This is a genomic window from Paraburkholderia sp. WS6, assembly GCF_030464835.1.
GTDB lineage: Bacteria > Pseudomonadota > Gammaproteobacteria > Burkholderiales > Burkholderiaceae > Paraburkholderia > Paraburkholderia madseniana.
This window is the reverse complement of record NZ_JALQCK010000019.1, coordinates 40151-59135: the sequence shown is the minus strand read 5'-3', so window position 1 is coordinate 59135 and position 18985 is coordinate 40151. Positions and strand designations below refer to the sequence as shown.

At 63.2% G+C, this 18985-nt stretch carries 20 protein-coding genes and 1 pseudogene; 6 read left to right on the top strand and 15 right to left on the bottom strand.

The window, feature by feature from the left end; all coding sequences use genetic code 11:
- Positions 1–79: 79 nt before the first annotated feature.
- The 3 genes from M0D64_RS22450 to aroQ are packed head-to-tail and all read right to left on the bottom strand — an operon-like array spanning position 80 to position 2854.
- Positions 80–1450 (bottom strand): MFS transporter, encoded by a 1371-nt coding sequence (locus tag M0D64_RS22450; protein ID WP_266239709.1) that lies wholly within the window; start codon positions 1448–1450, stop codon positions 80–82.
- Between the two features lie 46 nt (positions 1451–1496).
- Positions 1497–2402 carry a shikimate dehydrogenase gene (locus M0D64_RS22445; protein ID WP_266259289.1) on the bottom strand — a complete coding sequence of 302 codons (906 nt, stop codon included), beginning with the start codon at positions 2400–2402 and terminating at the stop codon, positions 1497–1499.
- The gene (aroQ, locus tag M0D64_RS22440) at positions 2399–2854 is read right to left on the bottom strand and encodes a type II 3-dehydroquinate dehydratase (protein WP_154558529.1); all 456 of its coding nucleotides are present in this window, start codon (positions 2852–2854) and stop codon (positions 2399–2401) included. Before aroQ ends, M0D64_RS22445 begins: the two co-directional genes overlap by 4 nt.
- Positions 2855–3174: 320 nt before the next feature.
- Between aroQ and M0D64_RS22435 the strand changes: the two genes are divergently transcribed.
- From M0D64_RS22435 to M0D64_RS22425, 3 genes are all read left to right on the top strand, one after another.
- Complete coding sequence (locus M0D64_RS22435; RefSeq protein ID WP_266259288.1) at positions 3175–5058, top strand: bifunctional sugar phosphate isomerase/epimerase/4-hydroxyphenylpyruvate dioxygenase family protein; 1884 nt, start codon at positions 3175–3177, stop codon at positions 5056–5058.
- A gap of 207 nt (positions 5059–5265) precedes the next feature.
- Positions 5266–5598: a hypothetical protein gene (locus tag M0D64_RS22430; RefSeq protein WP_097396058.1), complete on the top strand. Its 333-nt coding sequence runs from the start codon at positions 5266–5268 to the stop codon at positions 5596–5598.
- Positions 5599–5754: 156 nt separating this feature from the next.
- Complete coding sequence (locus M0D64_RS22425) at positions 5755–6015, top strand: hypothetical protein (protein WP_154558531.1); 261 nt, start codon at positions 5755–5757, stop codon at positions 6013–6015.
- Between the two features lie 19 nt (positions 6016–6034).
- Here the strand turns inward: M0D64_RS22425 and M0D64_RS22420 are convergent, their stop codons facing one another.
- From M0D64_RS22420 to M0D64_RS22395, 6 genes and pseudogenes are all read right to left on the bottom strand, one after another.
- A complete protein-coding gene (locus M0D64_RS22420) occupies positions 6035–6364 on the bottom strand; it encodes a hypothetical protein (protein ID WP_093645319.1) in 330 nt (109 codons plus the stop codon).
- A 12-nt stretch (positions 6365–6376) separates the two neighbouring features.
- On the bottom strand, positions 6377–7144 hold the full coding sequence (locus tag M0D64_RS22415; protein ID WP_266259287.1) for an AraC family transcriptional regulator: 768 nt from the start codon (positions 7142–7144) through the stop codon (positions 6377–6379).
- A gap of 132 nt (positions 7145–7276) precedes the next feature.
- Entirely contained in the window at positions 7277–8572 is a 1296-nt protein-coding gene (locus M0D64_RS22410; protein ID WP_266259286.1) for an FAD-dependent oxidoreductase, read from the bottom strand.
- Positions 8573–8694: 122 nt separating this feature from the next.
- Positions 8695–8946 (bottom strand): annotated as a pseudogene (locus M0D64_RS22405) ((2Fe-2S)-binding protein); the annotation flags it as partial.
- Positions 8939–10066 (bottom strand): FAD-binding oxidoreductase, encoded by a 1128-nt coding sequence (locus M0D64_RS22400; RefSeq protein WP_266259361.1) that lies wholly within the window; start codon positions 10064–10066, stop codon positions 8939–8941. The pseudogene M0D64_RS22405 and the gene M0D64_RS22400, both read right to left, overlap by 8 nt.
- A complete protein-coding gene (locus M0D64_RS22395; RefSeq protein WP_266259359.1) occupies positions 10063–11019 on the bottom strand; it encodes a 4-hydroxyproline epimerase in 957 nt (318 codons plus the stop codon). Before M0D64_RS22395 ends, M0D64_RS22400 begins: the two co-directional genes overlap by 4 nt.
- A 347-nt stretch (positions 11020–11366) precedes the next feature.
- Between M0D64_RS22395 and M0D64_RS22390 the strand changes: the two genes are divergently transcribed.
- Positions 11367–12272, top strand: coding sequence for a dihydrodipicolinate synthase family protein (locus M0D64_RS22390; RefSeq protein ID WP_266259285.1), 906 nt, complete (start codon positions 11367–11369; stop codon positions 12270–12272).
- 62 nt (positions 12273–12334) lie between these two features.
- On the opposite strand, the gene M0D64_RS22385 is transcribed toward M0D64_RS22390, so the two are convergent.
- Complete coding sequence (locus tag M0D64_RS22385; protein ID WP_171927409.1) at positions 12335–13054, bottom strand: response regulator transcription factor; 720 nt, start codon at positions 13052–13054, stop codon at positions 12335–12337.
- Between the two features lie 409 nt (positions 13055–13463).
- On the opposite strand from M0D64_RS22385, the gene M0D64_RS22380 reads away from it, so the two are divergent.
- On the top strand, positions 13464–14765 hold the full coding sequence (locus M0D64_RS22380) for an MFS transporter (RefSeq protein ID WP_266259284.1): 1302 nt from the start codon (positions 13464–13466) through the stop codon (positions 14763–14765).
- A 134-nt stretch (positions 14766–14899) separates the two neighbouring features.
- Positions 14900–16495 (top strand): MFS transporter, encoded by a 1596-nt coding sequence (locus M0D64_RS22375; RefSeq protein WP_266259283.1) that lies wholly within the window; start codon positions 14900–14902, stop codon positions 16493–16495.
- A 211-nt stretch (positions 16496–16706) separates the two neighbouring features.
- On the opposite strand, the gene M0D64_RS22370 is transcribed toward M0D64_RS22375, so the two are convergent.
- From M0D64_RS22370 to M0D64_RS22350, 5 genes are all read right to left on the bottom strand, one after another.
- Positions 16707–16979 (bottom strand): hypothetical protein, encoded by a 273-nt coding sequence (locus M0D64_RS22370; protein ID WP_154566769.1) that lies wholly within the window; start codon positions 16977–16979, stop codon positions 16707–16709.
- Between the two features lie 64 nt (positions 16980–17043).
- Positions 17044–17475: a DoxX family protein gene (locus M0D64_RS22365; protein ID WP_154566770.1), complete on the bottom strand. Its 432-nt coding sequence runs from the start codon at positions 17473–17475 to the stop codon at positions 17044–17046.
- Positions 17476–17728: 253 nt separating this feature from the next.
- Positions 17729–18193 carry an RbsD/FucU family protein gene (locus M0D64_RS22360; protein ID WP_168435985.1) on the bottom strand — a complete coding sequence of 155 codons (465 nt, stop codon included), beginning with the start codon at positions 18191–18193 and terminating at the stop codon, positions 17729–17731.
- Between the two features lie 133 nt (positions 18194–18326).
- Positions 18327–18587 (bottom strand): hypothetical protein, encoded by a 261-nt coding sequence (locus tag M0D64_RS22355; RefSeq protein ID WP_266259282.1) that lies wholly within the window; start codon positions 18585–18587, stop codon positions 18327–18329.
- 29 nt (positions 18588–18616) lie between these two features.
- On the bottom strand, positions 18617–18985 hold the full coding sequence (locus M0D64_RS22350) for a nuclear transport factor 2 family protein (RefSeq protein WP_054039068.1): 369 nt from the start codon (positions 18983–18985) through the stop codon (positions 18617–18619).

The window sequence follows — 18985 nt, the reverse complement described above, 5'->3', positions numbered from 1 at the left end:
AACTAAAAAGCGGGACCTGGCGTTAGCCAGGTCCCGCTTTTTTTTGCTAAATGAAAGCCGTTCCGACGATACGCGCCGTTCAATCCACCAGCACGATCCGCTTGATATCGCCGACGATAAAGATGTACGACAGCGCGCCGATCAATGCGATCGCGCCGATGAACACCAGCGCCCCGACAAACGAGCCGGTTGCCGCGACGATGAAACCCACCACCAGCGGCGTGACGATGCCGGCCAGATTGGCGGCAAAGTTGAAGATGCCGCCGGTCACGCCAAGCAGGCCATCCGGCGCAATATCCGACACCAGCGTCCAGCCCAGCGCCGCCATCCCCTGCGCGAAAAACGCCACTGACAGAATCGCGATCACCGCCACGTTGCTCTCGACATAGTTGGCGAGAATGATCGTCGACGCGAGCAGCAAACCGGCGATGATCGGCAGCTTGCGCGCCACGTTCGGCGACTTGCCGCGGCGCAGCAGCCAATCGGAGAAGATGCCGCCGAACATCACGCCGATCGACGCGGCAATGAACGGCATGATCGCGAAGAAGCCGATCTTCAGCCATGCCATATGGCGTTCGGTGGCGAGATACGTCGGGAACCAGGTGAGGAAGAACACGAGCGTCGAATTACCGGCGAACTGGCCAAGGCAGATGCCGGCCAATTGACGATGCTTGAGCAGGCGCCCGATGGTGCGCCATTCGAAGCCGCTCTTCTCCGATGCGGCCGGTGCGCCGGAAACATCGGCGTCCTTCTTGCTGTGCGTCAGACCGCCGCCTGCTTCGATATAGTCGAGTTCCGCCTGATTGACGGACGGATGATCGTGCGGCTCGCGATAGAACAACCACCAGATCACACCGAACACAAGACCCACGCCGCCCACCACGTAGAACAGCGAACGCCAGCCGAACGCGCCCATCAACATGAACAGAAACGGGCTGAAAAACGCGAGGCCGATATATTCGCCGACCGTGTAGGTGCCGGTCGCCATCGCGCGTTCGCTCTGCGGAAACCATGTGGCCACCACGCGGCTATTGGTCGGAAAGCATGGCGCTTCCGAGACGCCGAGGCCGAGCCGGAACACGAACAACGCGCCGATACCATGCACGAGCCCTTGCGCGAGGGTGCACAGCGACCAGAACGTCATCGACAGGAAATATGTGAGCTTGCTGCCGAAGCGGTCGAGAAAGAGGCCGCCCGGAATCTGCGAGGCCACATAGCTCCACGAGAAAACGGAGAACAGCAAGCCCATGAGCGCGGCGTTGATGCCAAGTTCCTTGGTCAATTGCGGCGCCGCGATACCGAGCACCGTGCGGTCCAGATAGTTGATCATTGTGCCGACCGCTAGCAGCGAGAGAATCTGATAGCGGGCTTTCGAGCGGCGCGCGGTGCTCACCGTGGCAGCCGTTTGGCGGGTTGCCTCGGCGGGCGTGGAATGAATGGGTTGTGGCATGGCGTCTCTGTCTCCTCGGTCGGGTTACGTACCGGATATGTATGGCTTATGTGCTACTGGCCTGGCGTTGCAACAAGGACTGGAAATGCGTGTAAACGCGTTCGGCGTCGGGTTCCAGACCCGTGAAGATGCGCATCGCGTCGACCGCCTGATATACCGCCATCCCGCCGCCGCTCAGCGTGCGGCAGCCGAGTTCTTCGGCGGCCTGCAGCAGCGCAGTGCGGATCGGGAAATAGACGATGTCCGCTACCCACAAATCGCGGTGCAGCAATTCGACCGGCAATGGCAAGCCCGGCAATTTCGCCATGCCGGTGGGCGTTGCGTGAATCAGGCCGTTAGCGGCGGCGAGCGATTCTGCGAGCGAGCTGCCGGCGCTGACGGTGGAGGCGGGGAAACGCTTCTGCAATTCAGCAGCGAGCGATGCGGCACGCTCGGCGTCCACGTCGAATAGCGTGAGCGTTTGCGCACCCATGGTCAGCGCGGCATGCGCGACCGCTGCGCCCGCGCCGCCCGCGCCCAGTTGCACGACGCGCGCGAGCGATACGTCCGGCAGGCCGCGTTGAAACGCACGCGCGAAACCGGACCAATCGGTGTTGTGGCCGATACGTTTGCCGTTCTTGAACAGAACCGTATTGACCGCGCCGAGTGCGCGCGCATCGTCGGACAGTTCGTCGAGCAGCGGAATTACGGCCTGCTTGCAGGGGTACGTGATGTTCAGTCCGTTGTAGCCCATGCGTTCGGCTGAAACGAGCAAATCGGCGAGCGCCGTGATGTCCAGCTTCAGCGCCTCCAGATCGATGCGCCGATACACATAGTGCAGGCCGAGCTTGCTGCCCTCTTCCTCATGCATCGCGGGGCTAAGCGATCCGCCGATGCCCGAACCGATCAGACCGACGAGAAACGATTGCGGGCTCGCCTGAGCGTTTGCCTGTGTGTTCGCTTGTGCGTTCATTTGGCCGCCCTATTCTTAAGGATGACCGCCATCCGCTCCAGAGCGAGCACATAGCCCTGCGTGCCGCAACCAACGATGATCGCCTCGGCCACCGCCGACACGTACGAGTGATGCCGGAACGCTTCGCGGCGATGCACATTCGAAATATGCACCTCGATGACGGGCTTTTCGATCGCAGAGAGCGCGTCGGCAATCGCCACCGAGGTATGCGTGTAAGCCGCCGGATTGATCACGATGCCGTCAACCTTGCTGCGCGCCGCATGCAGCCAGTCGATGAGTTGGTGTTCCGCATTCGATTGGCAGAAATCGACCGACAGATCCAGCCGCTCGCCCGCGTCGCGGCAGAGCTGCGCGACGTCGTCGAGCGTTTCCGAACCATAGATGGCCGGCTCACGCGTGCCGAGCAGGTTGAGATTCGGTCCGTTGAGGACCAGCACTGAGGCAAAACTCATGACGACTACTCCTGCAAAAGTAAGGCATAAGGCGGGCCACAGCACGCGCCGCGGCTCTACAACGTAAGCGCAGTGTGCGCGCATTGCCCGCAATCGTCATTCGGGGTTTATACGAATTTGTACCATCTAGTTAGTTTGTATAGACTGTCGGGAAATTCCGCTAATATGGGCACTTCTGGCCTGCGCCCTGCTGGTTGACGGTAACTAGCTAGACCATTTTCCGCATTGCAGCATAGCGAACCGCAAGACATGCGGACGCCGTACAGTGGCCGCTTGGCGCTGCCCCAATAGCCGTTTCATTGTTTTTGCAGGAGCCGTTCATGCAACGTTCGATTGCCACCGTGTCGATCAGCGGGACCCTCGTCGAAAAGCTGACCGCAATCCAGGCGGCGGGCTTCGAAGGCGTCGAAATCTTCGAGAACGACCTGCTGTATTTCGACGGCTCACCCGCCGACGTGCGGCGCATCGCCGAGGATCTTGGTCTGAAGATCATGCTGTTCCAGCCGTTCCGCGATTTCGACGGAGTAAGCCCGGAGCGCCTCGAACGCAATCTGGATCGGGCGAAGCGGAAGTTCGACGTGATGCACGAACTGGGTACGGACCGGATTCTGGTGTGCAGCAACGTCTCGCCCGACACCATCGGCGACGATTCGCTCATGACCGACCAGCTCGGTGCGCTGGCCCGCGCGGCTGAAGCGGCCGGCGTGATTGCCGGCTATGAGGCGCTCGCGTGGGGCAAGCACGTCAAGACCTACCGCCACGCGTGGAAACTCGTCAACGCGGTCAATCATCCGAATCTGGGGCTTGTGCTCGACAGCTTTCATACGCTGTCGCTGAACGATACGGTGGACGCGATCGCCGATATTCCGGGCGATCGCATCGCCTTCGTGCAGATTGCCGATGCGCCGAAGCTCGCCATGGACGTGCTCGAATGGAGTCGCCACTACCGCTGCTTCCCAGGTCAGGGCGATTTCGATCTGGCAGGCTTCACCGCGCAGGTCGTGAAAACAGGCTATACAGGGCCGCTTTCGCTCGAAATTTTCAACGACGGTTTTCGCGCCGCGCCGACCGCCATCACCGCGGCGGACGGCCATCGCTCATTGCTGTTCCTCGAGGAACAGACGCGGGCACTGCTTGAATCCACCCAGCAGCCGGTCGGCGAACTCTATCGATCGCCCGCTGCGCCCGCGCACGTCGGCTATCAGTTTCTCGAGTTCGCGGTCGACCACACTACCCGCGCGCATCTCGTCGACTGGCTCGGCAAGCTGCGCTTCCGTCAGGCCGGCCAGCATCGTTCGAAAGATGTGACGCTGTTTCAGCACGGCGCGGCGTCGATCGTGCTGAATGCCGAACCGGATTCATTCGCCAATGCTTTCTTCCAGCAGCATGGTTTGTCGCTGTGCGCGTCGGCGTTTCGCGTGGATGACGCCAATCAGGCGTTCGAGCGCGCCGCTGGGTTCGGCTACGCCCCGTTCTCGGGTCAGATCGGCCCGAACGAACGCGTCCTGCCGGCCGTGCAGGCGCCCGACGGGAGCCTGAACTATTTCGTCGACGAGACACCCGACCAGCCCACTCTGTTCGAAGCCGATTTCGTGCTCACCGACATCAACGGTCCGACCGAAGTGGGGCCACTCACGCGCATCGACCATGTCTGCCTGTCTGTGCCGGCGCCTTCGCTGGATACGTGGGTTCTGTTTCTGCGGACCGCGTTCGGCTTTCAGGCCGAGCCTGGCGTACTGGTGCCCGACCCGTACGGGCTGGTGCGCAGCCGTGCGCTGCGCAGTCATGACGGTTCGGTGCGAATCGTACTGAACGCCTCGGTGGATCACCACACGGCAGTAGCCGAGGCCTTGCACACCTATCACGGCTCCGGCCTGAATCACGTCGCGTTCAGCACCGGCGATATTTTCAGCGCGGTTCCCGAATTCGTCGCCGACGGTCTGCCGGTGTTGCGCATTCCGCGCAATTACTACGACGACCTCGCCGCCCGCTATGCGCTGCCGGACGAGACGCTCGAGGCGCTGCGCGCGCACAACATCCTGTACGACCGCGACGAACGCGGTGGTGAGTTCTTCCACGCTTACACGGAACAACTGGATCAGCGCTTTTTCCTGGAGATTGTCGAACGGCGTGGCGGCTACGACGGTTATGGCGCGGCCAATGCGGCCGTGCGGCTCGCGGCGCAGGCTCAGCGCCGCAAGTAGGAGTTTGCGGCCGGTAATGCCGGTGGGCGATGGTTTGCGGTTTGCGGCCGGCTAATTCAGACAGATCGGGCACGGCCCATGCTGCATCGGCTCAAGCGGGCGCGCCGCACCGATATAATGGCGGTTGATCCGCGCCCCGCGCCGCGCGCACTCTACCCAGTGCTGGTGTGCCGCGTACCCTCAGCCGAATGAAACGCCAGGAGCGATATGAAGAAGTTTGCCGTAGTCCTGTCAGTTCCCCTGCTTCTCAGCGCTTGCGCGTACTTCCAGAAGAATCCGGATGCCGGCGAGCCCGTTACGGACACCACCACGCAGCGCTCGGTCAACGACGTAGTCGCCTGCCTGACGCAAGTGGCGACCAGTCACAACGCCGCGTTCAAATCGACCGAGATCCCTCAGGGCCAGATGCTCGATTTCGGCGATTCGAATATCGTCAAGGTGCGCAGCGACAACGGCGCGACGACTTATCGCTTCTACGCGGGCAAACGCCACGTGAACAATCTGTGGATTGAATCGGCGAGCAAAACCTGCGCGCCGTAAGGTAAGCACGGGTAACAATCGGCCAGGTGTAACGGTCGGTAACTTGTGCCGGCGCAATCATAGTGTCACGGTGTTACACCACAATGGTGTCTTAAGAATCGTTTAAGACTTCATCCGCATGATCCGTCCGACACTATCCCGCACAAGGTGCGCTTCATGAACCAGCCCGATCACAACACGAACGACACGCCCGCACCGGCGAAGCGGCCCACGATTCTGCGTCGCTTGCTGAGCCACCACGAACTGGCAACGCTGCTGCTGTTGCTGCACGCGCCGATCGACGCGTCCGCGAAACCCGAGATTCCGCAGCTTCACGAAGCCGGCCTGATCGAAACGGTCTCCGGCGACGCAGGCGACTCGCATATCCGTCTGACGCCCGAAGGCAATGCAGTGTTGCGCGGACTTGGCGTGAAATAAGGCGCGCTTTACATTTTACTTACGCCTGCCATACGCCGTACCCCGCCTCGCGTAGTCCAATCGCCAATTCCACTTCCATATCCTGTGCGCCGCGGTAAGGCATCGGATTGTAAACTTCATACAATTCGGGCATGAGGCGCAGGCCGTAATCGCGCACATAGCGATTTGCCTGAATGCCGGCCTTGTGCCGGTCGAATCTCAGATCCGGGTCCAATCCCGTCATTCCCACGTACACGCACGGCTTGTCGAACCGGTAATCCGGATTCGCGCGGCGAAAGCGTGCCTCGTTCCAGACGGTGTCGTCCAACGCGACGACGTAGACGTAGTAATGATGCTTGCGACGAACCATGTGTGCGGCGGCTCAGCTTCGCGAGGTTCCGTGCAGCAGCATCCGGTACTCGGTCGGCGTGACGCCGACGGTCGCCTTGAATTGACGCGTAAAGGCACTGTGATCGGTGTAGCCGCAGAGTGCGGCGACGTCGGTGACCTTGTCGTGTGAAACCAGCAATGCGGTGGCGGCGTCCAGCCGCATTTTCAGCAGCACCTGGCGCGGCGTCAAATGAAACACTTTGTGAAAGTAGCGCTCCAGTTGCGCCACCGACATATCCGCCATTGCAGCAAGCTGCTTCAGATTCAGCGGCTGCACATAGTTTTCCTGAATGGACTGCACCACTTCAGCCAGCCGGCTGTACGCGGGATGACTGCTTTCGTCCGCTTTCAGGTCGCGGGAGATGCCGGCGAGGCCGACTACCTTACCCGCCGCATCGCGCAACGGCTGCTTGCAGGTCAGGCACCAACCCGGCTGACGGCCGGGATACAGATGCAACTCCAACTGATCGATCATCTGGCTGCCGACGTTGATGATCGCTTTGTCCTGGGCGGTGTAGATACGACCGAAACGGTGCGGGAAGACGTCCTCGGCGGTCTTGCCGAGCAGCGCGGACTTTTCCTTGAAGCCACAGCGCGAAGCCAGCGTGCGATTGACCAGCGCATAGCGGGCATGCGCGTCCTTGACGAAAAACACGACGTCCGGCATCGCATCGAACACGGGCTCGAGCAGCGTGAAATGCGACAGCATGCCGGACAGCGTTGCGTCGTCCGGTTCGAGCGGATGAGCCAGCGTGTTCATCGTGCGGGTTCCGTGGTCGGTGCGGTTGTACGTTGGGTGCGTTCACCCGCGCAACTACACGGGTTTGCACTTGCGGTCGATTATAGGGCCACGCGCTAGTGAAAATATCCAGGGGACGAATCGATGGCGGGGTCATTCAGCACGTGACTGCTCCTCGCTGATTGCCGTCAACGTGCTGATTTGCGCCGGACTGAACGGCGGTCGCGGCGCTGCAGCATGCCAGCCTAGATACAGCGAAGCCGCGGCGCCGCAGATCCGGCCCTGGCATGCGCCCATCCCGCAGCGGGTATGCAGCTTGGCCTCGCGCCAATCCGGATAGGCGCGCACCTCGCCGAGGCTGACGTCTTCGCAACGGCAGAGCAGCGTGGCGTCGTCGGGTGGCGTGCGCGCGGCGGCCTGCAAGGCGAAGGCCGTTTCGACGCGCCTGGCGAAACACCGCCATCGGGCTCGTTGCGCTTGCAGCGTGGTGGCGTTTGCCGAGACGCCGCTTGCTGAGCCGCCGCTCGCGGCTAGCCCTGCAATCTCGCCTTCGACACTCGCCAGTTCCGCGCCGCCTACGCCCGTGCATTCGCCTGCCGCCAGCACGCCGTCAACCGAAGTCCGCTGTTCACCGTCGACGACGATCTCGCCCGCTTCGTTGATCGCACAGCCGAGCGCTTGCGCAAGCGTGATGTTCGGCACGAGTCCATAGCCGCAGGCGATGCGGTCGCAGTCGAGCGTCGACTCCTGCTGGCCGCGCCGGATCGTCACGCGCTCGACACGGCCATCGCCATGCGCTTGTCGGACGATGCTGCCGGTCCAGTAATGCACGCCCGCGAAGCCGCGCGTCATAGCAACGGCTTGCCGCAACTTCGCCGGCTCGCTAAACAATGAGACTCCGAATCGGGCGAGCTGGAGCGCCGATGCCTGCTCCACGACCGCCAGCACCCGCGCCCCCGCTGCACGTGCGGTGGCAAGCGCCGCGATCAGCAAGGGACCGCTGCCTGCAATCACGATCCGTTCGCCGCGTACCGGCATGCCGCCTTTGATGAGTGCCTGCAGTGCGCCTGCACCGGTCACACCGGGCAAGGTCCAGCCGGCGAATGGCAGTAGCCGCTCGCGCGCGCCGGTCGCGAGAATCAATCGATCGTAGCTGATCGACACACCACCATGCTCAGCCGACTCGAGCAGCAAACCTCGCGGACGCAAAGGCGCGATCACGCGCGCCGACGGCAAAAGGGTTACATTGGTTTGCGTCTTCAAGGCGCCGAGCAGGCCTTGTAGCGGCACTTGCGGCGGATGGCCGGGACCTTGCCGCCAGATTTGACCGCCGGCGTGCGGATTGTCGTCGAGCACCGCGACTGAGGCGCCCTCGCGTGCCGCTGCCTGCGCGGCGTTCAACCCGGCTGGACCGGCGCCTACCACGACGATGTCGAAGTGCTGCTTCATCGTTTGTCCGTGGTGGTGGGGGCGTTGGTCCCCCTGGTCGCGGTGGCCGCGCTAGTCGCGTTGGTCGCGTTGGTCGCGTTGGTCGCGTTGGTCGCGTTGACAGCATTGGCCGCAGCCGCGGCAGTGCAAACCACCTGCCCATCGCGGCAAAGCGTCTGGCATGCCAACGCATGCGCCCGGCCGTCGATCGTGACACGGCATTCCTGGCACACGCCCATCCCGCACAGCGCGGCGCGCGGCTCGCCGCTGACCGACGTCCGCGTGCCGCCCGCGCCCGCCATGACAAGCGCCGCGGCCACGATCGTGCCCGCTTCGACCTCGACGGCTTTACCGTCGATCGTCAAGTGAAGGCGTGCTACATCGGCGTCAGTCATGGACCACCTTCTGCGCAAAACGGACCGGCAAGTACGGCTCTGCGGGAATCGGCGCGGTGTTCCCGGTGATCAGCGCGGCAAGCAACTTTGCAGTGCCCAGCGAAGTCGTCACGCCAAGTCCCTCGTGTCCGACCGCAAGCCACACGCCGGGTGCAAAATCACCGGCCGGACCGATCAACGGCAAACCATCCGGCGACGCCGCACGAAAGCCGGTCCACGCGCGAATGCCATTGAGCGTCGGCAGGACCGGCAGATAGTGCGCCGCGCGCTGCAGCATCTGGGCGAGCACCGGCATGTCGACGGCGGGATCGCTTGTATCGAACTGGCGCGACGAGCCGATCAGCAACTGGCCTGTAGGCCGCTGCTGCGCATTGAATGCCACCGAGGTGCCGGCCGCGTGATGCGCGCTCTTGATGTAGCCCAGTTCGAGCAGTTGATGGCGAATGAGTCCGGGATAACGGTCGGTGATCAGCAAATGACCTTTCTTCGGTTGCAACGGCAGCGCCCGAAGCAGTTGCTGAGCGCCCAGACCATTGGCCACGATCACATGCGCGGCGCTGATGCGCTCTCCGTTGGCCAGCGTCACGCCACGCGCGCTGATCGCCGTGACCTGCGTTCCGAGTCGCACACGGATATTATCGATTCCTGAAGATTGCGTCAGCAGCCACTCGGCAACCGTGGGCGCATACACGATGCTGTCGTGCTCGATCCGCAAGCCGCCCGCCATCGATGCCGCCAGCGCCGGCTCGCACGCCCGCAACGCAGCCGCGTCGAGCAGTTGAGCGGAGACGCCCTGCGCTTCGAAGGCTGCATGCATGGTTCGGGCGGCTTGCCATTCCTCATCGTCGGCGGCAACCCATAAAGTACCGCAGCGCGCGAACGCATCGCGCGTGCGCAGTTGCGGCGCGAGCGCCAGCCACAAGTCGCGCGAATAGCGGCTCAGCGCGAACTCCGCGGGCGAGTCGTTCATCACGACGATGTGGCCCATGCCCGCCGCCGTCGCGCCGCCGCCGATGCCCTGCGCGTCGATTACCTCGACCCGCATGCCAAGCGCGGCCAGCTCCGCCGCGCAAGCCGCGCCGACAATACCGGCCCCGACGATCAACGCATCCGCTGTCATGCCGTGCGGATGCCCCATGCGAACGGGTCGCGCTCGTCGAAACACAAACGCCCTTCGGCCATGATGTGCGCGTGGCCGGTGATGGTCGGAATCACCGAGACGCCATCGCCGGCGGGACGATAGCTCGCCTCGAATACGCTGCCGATGATGCTCTCCTGCCGCCACACCGCGCCTTCGGCCAGCTTGCCGTCGGCGGCAAGGCAGGCGATCTTCGCGCTCGTGCCGGTACCGCACGGCGAGCGATCATACGCGTTGCCGGGACAGAGGACGAAGCTGCGGCTGTCGATACCGTCTCGCGAGCCGGGTCCGAAGAGTTCGATGTGGTCGATCAAGGCGCCGTCCGCACCGGTGATGCGCTGCGCGATCAGCGCATCGCGAATTACGGCACTGAACGCGCTCAGCTCAGCGATACGCGCCGCCTCCAGCGAGTGCCCATGGTCGGCGACGAGAAAGAACCAGTTGCCGCCCCAGCCGATGTCGCCAGTCAACATGCCGTAGCCCGGCACGTCCACCTGCACGCCTTGCCGGTAGCGATAAGCCGGCACGTTGCGCACGGCCACACTGCCGTCCTCGTTGAGCGTCGCTTCGACGACGCCGACCGGCGTCTCGATCCGATGAAGCCCCGGCCCGATCCGCCCCATGTGCGCGAGCGAGACAACGAGACCGATCGTGCCGTGCCCGCACATGCCAAGATAGCCCACGTTGTTGAAAAAGATCACGCCGGCCGCGCACGCGGGGTCGTCCGGCTCGCACAGCAGCGCGCCGACCACCACGTCCGAGCCGCGCGGTTCGGTGACGATGCCTGCGCGCCAGTCGTCGAATTGCGTGCGAAACACGTCGAGACGCTGCGCCAGCGTGCCGCCGCCGAGTGCCGGGCCACCCGACACCACCAGGCGGGTCGGTTCACCGCCGGTGTGCGAGTCGATGATGTCTAGGGTTTTCATGATGCACATGGTAGGAATGCCGGGCGCCGGAGTCTTGGTGCGCATAATCGTGGATTGTGACGATTTCAGCATAGCTTATCTGTCCATCCGCGCACGCGTCGGCTATTGAAATCAGGTGGGCGCCGCGTCTGCACAACCTCTATCGAGCGAGGTCAAGAACGCATGTGAGGCCCAGTCAACATGCTTTCGACGTATTTTGCGTCCTATGCTGAAATAGCTGATCCGCTTGGCCTTGCCGGGCATACAAGCACAGCCACTATGCTGAAATCGTCATCCGCCACGCGTGAATCGCGCAAGACGGCAGCATTTTCCCTGCTTACACTGCGCTTCGACTCAACACACTCAGGAGAGCAGTCGTGGCGCATATCTGGGAAGGCGTATTGCCCGCAGTTACCACCAAGTTTCACGCGGATTTCAGCATAGATCGCGAATGGACCGGCAAGAATATCGAGGCGCAGATCGACGCGGGTGTGGACGGCATCATCGTGTGCGGATCGCTCGGCGAAGCATCGACGCTCTCGCTGGACGAGAAGCTGCAAGTGCTCGACATCGCAGTCGTTGCCTCGCGCGGCCGTGTGCCCGTTCTGCTGACGATCGCCGAGAACAGCACGCTCGACGCATGCCGCCAGGCGGAAGCCGGCAGCCGGCATGGCGCGGCCGGATTCATGGTGCTGCCCGGGCTGCGCTATCTGTCCGACCGGCGCGAAACGCTGCACCATTTTCGCAGCGTCGCCGATGCGAGCGCGCTGCCGCTGATGATCTATAACAATCCGCTGGCCTATGGCGTCGACATGACGCCCGACATGTTCGCGGAAATCGCCGACGAAAAGAAGATCGTCGCAATCAAGGAATCATGCGGTGACGTGCGGCGCGTGACCGATCTGATCAACGTGGTCGGCGACCGCTTCGCGATTCTGTGCGGGGTCGACAACCTCGCGATGGAAGCGATATTGATGGGTGCGCATGGCTGGGTGGCCGGTCTCGTGTGCGCGTTTCCGCGCGAGACGGTGGTGATTTACAAGTTGCTGAAGGCGGGCCGTCTTGAAGAAGCGCGCGCGATCTATCGCTGGTTCGCGCCGCTGCTCGCGCTCGACGTCTCGTCGAAGCTGGTGCAGAACATCAAGCTTGCCGAGACGATCGTCGGGCTCGGTACGGAGCCGGTGCGGCCGCCGCGTCTGCCGTTGGCCGGAGACGAACGCAAGGCAGTCGAAGCGTTGATCCGCCGGGCGATTGAAAACCGGCCGACGCTGCCGCAGGTTTGAGTTGCGGCAAATTGATCCGTAGCCGCTTCCGGCCGCGGCGCGGCCGATGATGTGCCGGTTTGTCAGGCCGCCTGCTTTTCCGCGGCCGCTTCACCTTGCCGCAGATGCAGCAGCCGATAGCCGCTCTTGTAAACGGGTTGCAGCCGGAAGTCGTTTTGCGGCTCGATCTCGAGCAGCAGGCGCAGACGCGACACGTGGCTGTCGATCGTGCGGGTGAACTCGCGGAACTCACGGCCCCACACCATCGCGAAGATATGGTCGCGCGACATTACGCGGCCAATATTGGAAAAGAACAGCGACGCCAACCGGTATTGCGTGCCCGATAGCGGCACCGGCTGACCGCGCAACATGACGAGCTGGCGATGCGTGTCGAAATGGTAGGGGCCGACATCGAAGCTCGCGGCGCTGAACCGATCCGGATAGGCGCGGCGCAGCAACGCCGCAACGCGCTCGCGGAACTCGCCCGGGCGCAACGGCAGCCCGACATAGTCGTCTGCCCCGCTGGCAAAGGCGCGCACCACGCTATCCTCCGACGTCTCGGTCGAAGCGAACAGGACCGGCAGGCGGTCGCCGCCGACCGCGCGCACCGACCTCAGGACTTCGGCGCCGGACAGGCGCGTGCCTTGCCAGTCCAGCACCAGCAGATCCACGGTGGAACGGGCGAGCGCTTTCGACATGCTCAGACCGTCGTCATAGACCATACAGGTATGGCCGGCACTCATAAGAATCTTTTCGATCGACTGACGCATGACGGGGTCACGCTGAAGGATGGCAATGCGCATGGGATGACTCTTAACTGATAGCTCGGACGCGATTCTCAGAGGGACGCCCACTCCTTCACATAGGAGCAATCCTAATTTGCATACCAATCGCCCGACTCCCACACGTGGGCACGGCATTCCTACACCCAACCGCTGCGGCTCGCACAACGCGCAGCCCTCATGGTCCTGCCTGCCGTCGAAAAGGCACGTCTCGGGGAACTTTTCCCAATCTAATTAAGCACTTCCCGAAGCGACCGGCTTTCATCCTGTAAAATCGCCGCCCTGGCCCCAGTCGTCATCGCGCTTGCCCTATCCGGGCCGGCGCGCCGGTGTCCCGTGCTCTACCCAGCGCTTGCCACACTTCTCGCCCGACGACCGCCGTATTTCCACGCGCTACGTGTGGTTTCCAATTCAAGACAAGACACAAGCAATGCAAGCGACAAATCTGGGTGGAGCGCAGGCTGTCACCCCACGCCCTCTTGGGCGAAGCGATTACAAGACGCTCGGTCTCGCCGCGCTCGGCGGGGCGCTGGAGTTTTACGACTTCATCATCTTCGTATTCTTTGCGCCGGCGATCGGCCAGTTGTTCTTCCCCGCCGCGATGCCCGACTGGCTGCGTCAGGTGCAGACCTTCGGCATCTTCGCGGCGGGCTATCTGGCCCGGCCGCTCGGCGGCATCATCATGGCGCACTTCGGCGACCTGTTCGGCCGCAAGCGCATGTTCACGCTGAGCGTGCTGCTGATGTCGGTGCCGACGCTGATGATGGGCCTGCTGCCCACCTACGCCAGCATCGGCGTAATGGCGCCGGTATTGCTGCTGCTGTTCCGCGTGATGCAAGGCGCGGCGGTCGGCGGCGAAGTGCCGGGCGCATGGGTGTTCGTTTCCGAGCACGTGCCGCAGCGGCACATCGGCTATGCGTGCGGCACACTGACAGCCGGCCTCACGGCAGGCATCCTGCTCGGCTCGCTGATTGCCTCGGGGGTGAACCGCAACTTCGCACCGGCGGAAATCTCCGCCTACGCATGGCGCATCCCGTTCCTGGTGGGTGGCGTGTTCGGCATGTTCTCGGTTTATCTGCGCCGCTGGCTGCATGAGACGCCGGTGTTCGCCGAGCTCAAGCAACGCAAGGCGATCGCCGCGGAAGTGCCGCTCAAGGCCGTGCTGCGCGACCACGGACGCGCCGTGATCGTGTCGATGCTGCTCACGTGGATGCTGTCCGCTGCGATCGTCGTGGTGATTCTGATGACGCCGACGCTGCTGCAGAAGCAGTTTCATATCGCGCCGGCCACCGCGTTGCTGGCGAACTGCGTGGCGACGCTGTGCCTGACGATCGGCTGCGTGATGGCGGGTTCGATCGCCGGCCGCATCGGCGCGGGGCGCACGATTTTCATCGGCGGCCTCGCGCTGGCCGTGACGTACTACGTGATGTTCCAGCAGCTTGCCGTCGATACGTCGGCGTTGGTGCCGCTGTATGCGGTGGCCGGCCTGTTCGTCGGTGTGATCGGCGCGATTCCGTTCGTGCTGGTGAAGGCGTTCCCGCCGGTCGTGCGATTCTCGGGCATCTCGTTCTCGTATAACGTTGCCTACGCGGTGTTCGGCGGCCTCACGCCGATCGCCGTTTCGCTGATGATGAAGTCGAACCCGATGGCCGCGCCGCTGTATGTCGGCGCGATCTGCATTGTCGGGGCATTGACGACGCTGTTTATCAAAGACGCGCCACAAGTGCGCTAGTCGAGCTGTTTCGCAACGGCGCACCGCGTGGTGCGCCGTTGTTTGCATCGGCTCCACGCCCCGCCTTTACGGCAATTCCGGCGACATCGACACTTCACGTCGGGCCGAAACATCGTGCGCTGCATCAGCCTACGATGTGTCTCATGAACTCTTCCAATACCCGCCCATCGCCCGCCCTCGGCCGCATTCTCGCGACCGTCAGCGTCGGCTTCGTCGTCACGCAACTCGACGTGACCATCGTCAACATCGCGCTGCCGAAGATCGGTGCGGACCTGCATGCGGATGTCGCGGGGCTGCAATGGGTCGTCGATGCGTACACACTCGCGTTCGCCGTGCTGATGCTTTCGGCGGGCGCGCTCGGGGACCGGCTCGGCACACGGCGCATGTACGCGGCCGGCATCGTGCTCTTTGCACTCGCGTCGCTCGCCTGCGGATTGGCGCTCGATGCCACCATGCTGGTCGCGGCGCGCGCTGTGCAGGGCATCGGTGCGGCCGCCATGCTGCCGAACTCGCTGGCGCTGCTCAATCAGTCATACGGCCGCGATCCGAAGCTCCGTGCGCGCGCAGTCGGACTGTGGACCGCCGCGGGCGCGATTTCGATCGCGGCCGGACCGGTGGTCGGTGGCGTGCTGATCGCGGCATTCGGCTGGCGCAGTATCTTTCTCGTCAATCTGCCGATTTGCGTAGCCGGTTTGCTGGCGACCTGGTTCTGGGTGCCTCGCCCTGAATCCGCACAGAAAAGCGCGCAACGAGCGGCCGCGACTACGGTTCCCGCTCCGGCCACGACTGGGCGTGAGACGGCGATGAGGACAGGCACTGGGGCTGGAGTTGGGAATGCGGCTGCTGCTGCGACTAAAGGTACAGCATCGGCATCGGATAAAACCGAAGCAATCCCACGCGGCATCGATCTGAGCGGCCAAACCCTTGCGATCGTCGCGCTCACCGCCTTCGTCGCCGCTGTGATCGAACTGCGGCCGCTCGGGCTAAGCCATCCGCTGGTAGCCAGCGGGTTCATACTCGCGCTCATCGCGACCGGCGCTTTTATCGCAGTGGAATCGCGCGTCGCGGCACCCATGCTGCCGCTCTCGCTATTCAGCAAGCGCACCTTCAATGCGGCGGTGCTGTTCGGCATCTGTGTGAATCTGACGTACTACGGCATGGTGTTCGTGTTAAGCCTGTATTTGCAGCGCGTACGCGGCTATACCCCGCTGCAGGCGGGCCTCGCGTTCCTGCCGTTGACGGGCGGTTTTCTGCTCTCGAACGTGGCAAGCGGCTGGGTCGTCGGACGCTTTGGCGTACGTGTGCCGATGATCGCCGGCGCAATCACTGCGGGGCTCGGCTACGGCCTGCTGCATTTCGTCGATGCGTCTACGCCGCTCGTCGGCTTGCTGCTGCCGTTCCTGCTGATTCCCTCGGGGATGGGCCTCGCGGTTCCGGCGATGACGACCGCCGTGCTGGCCTCCGTCGAAGCGAAGCGCGCGGGCACTGCGTCCGCTGTGCTGAATACCGCCCGGCAAGCAGGTGGCGCAGTGGGTGTAGCCGCTTTTGGCGCGTTGGCGAGCGGTGCGGCTGCCACGCAGATCGTTTCGGGGATGCAGGCCGCGACGGCCATCTCGGTCGGTCTGCTGGTGCTCGGTGGAGTAATGGGTTGCCTCGTGCATCCGGAGCCGCACGCGTCGGCCTCGAAACCCTACAAGACTGGTCCTGGGCAAGTTGGTGAACCGCGTTGAGTGTCTCATCGCTTTGCCCGGCGCGAGCCGGCGAATTGGCAAATCGATGAATCGGCAAACCCGCAAACTGGCGAGTCGCACTTAGCGTCTCGCCGCTTCACCGGAAACGCAAAAAAATGACCCCCGCGATGCTTACACACCGCAGGAGTCTTCTTTCCGCGCTTATACCGCGCCAGCAGGCGCGCTACAACGCGCACTGCCGCCGCGTGACTTACAGCGGCGCTTCCTGAATCACGCCCGTGTCGATCGCGCGCTCGATCAGCCCTTCGTTTTGCGCCTTGGTGATCGCGTCGGCGATCAATTTTTCCGGCTGTTCGATTTCGGCCTTGATCGTGCCGATAAGACCGGATGCATCCAGAACCACCAATGTTTTCGCCGAATCGGCAAGGCTGATGATGACGCGATGCGGCGTAGGCCCTTCGCCGAGACTTGCGCACAACTGCGTGACCTTGCCGCCAATGGTTTGCTCAAAACTTTGAATCATTATTTGCTCCCTTGATTACAGCCACAATCAAAAGCGACCTGCACAGACTACCTCAATTGCGTGATCAGAGATTCAGCCCGCCGCGTGGCGAGCGCGCGCCGTCGATACTGATTCGGCCCGCTCCGGTCACGAACAGCAGCAGGAAACCACCAGCGATACCGATGTTTTTCCAGAAGTGGATCACCATATCGCGTTGCAAAGCGGGATCGGTAACATTCCAGAAATCGTGGCCCAGCACCGCGGCCGCCACGGTATAGACGGCCAGGACGAGCGCGAGCGGGCGGATCTTGAAGCCGACGATCAGCAGCAGGCCACCGAGCGCCTCGACCGCTGTTGCAATCGGTGCGGCGACCTGGACGAGCGGCACACCCTTCGAATTCAGATAGCCGACAAAACCCGCATAGCCCAGCAGTTTCATCACACCGCCCCATAAAAACAGCACGGCAAGGGCAACACGCGCGATGAGGATGACGCCGGAATCGACGGGACGCGTCATGAGGGGCTCCTGTAAATGAATATGCAGCAGACCCGGCCAGACGGCCGCAGTTCCCCACTTTGCACCTGAGAATAGGTGCGCTGCTCGCCTTTTCCAAGCGTGGGCCGGCACGAACAGCGCAATCCGCGCCGTCTCAAGGGAAGGAAAAAGGCGTCCGAGCGCCCAGCACGTGCCCGATCGTGCACGCCACGGACTGTATCGCCGCCGTGCCTAAGCGCGGGGATAAGATGGGTGTCGTCGCCGTCGTGAAGTGCTATTGCTGCGGCGCATCCGGCGCGAGCAAAACACCCTTCGTAAAGACGAAGCAGCCGTAACCGCGCTCTTCGCCGGTAGCGATCACGCAATAGGCCTTGCGCGCCCGCTCATAGAAAGCGAAACGTTCGACCGAAGCAAATGGCACCTCGCGCCCTTCCGCCGCATTGATTTCGATCTGCACTTCGCGCTGAACGGCTGGAATCGTATTCGGCTCGCCGACCACTTCCATCCGCGACGCAGGGCGCTCGATGAATGTATCCAGCGGCATCACCGACAGAATCGCGCGAATGGCACGCGGTGCGTTCACGCCGTCGAGGCGCAGTAGCTTGCCCAACACCGTCTCCTGCGCGACGGACGCGCCCGGAAAGTTGGCGTCGCAAACCACCAGTTCGTCGCCATGCCCCATCGAGCGTAGCGCATGCAGCACATCGGCATTCAGCAGCGGGTCCAGATTCTTCAGCACGGTGTCTCCTTGAGGTTCGATTGGCGGCCAGCTACCCGGGTTCGAGCGGATTGCCCTTGTGGCTGCCCTTGTGGCGCGTCGCGATCGATTGTAGCAAGACCGTGGCGCACGGTCCGTTACCGGCGGCTCACCGTCAATCCGCCTGTCCACACGATGCGGCGAGCGGCATTTCGCGACACCGCCACCGCAACCATCCGACCAAGGCGAGCAGCACGAGACCCGCGCCACCCAGCACCGGCTCGCGCCAGGCCAGCAACGCAGTGAAGGTGAACGCGCGCGTGCCGGCCAGCAGAGCGAAGCCGGCGATCGCGCTGGAGAGCGCGTCGACAGCGCCCGACAGGCGCGCGACCGTGAGGACAGTACCGGGAGCCGTGACGGCAACGGACTCGTGCATGATCGTCTCCGTGAAAAAACTGCGTGTGGTCAGGTAGCGGCAGGCACCTGGTCGAGGAAACCGGTCACCGCCTGCAGGCGGCCGTGCGTGTCGAGCACGCCGAAGTCGGATCCCTTGACGATCGCCTCGCCGGCCGGCGTGGTGAGTGCCCACGAAAAACGCAGGCGGTTGGCGAAACCGTCGACTTCCGTCGTGCGGTGAAACGTGTGATGCGGGAAGCGTTCATGCACCGCGCGGATCATCGCGTCGATGCCGTCATGGCCCGCGCCTGCCAGCAGCGGATCGCGATAGTCGGCATCGGCAGTCCATGTCGCGGCGATCAGTTCGCGGCGGCGCACTGCATCGGTTTCATTCCATGCGTCGAAGTAACGGTCGATCAGATCGGTATGCGCATTCAT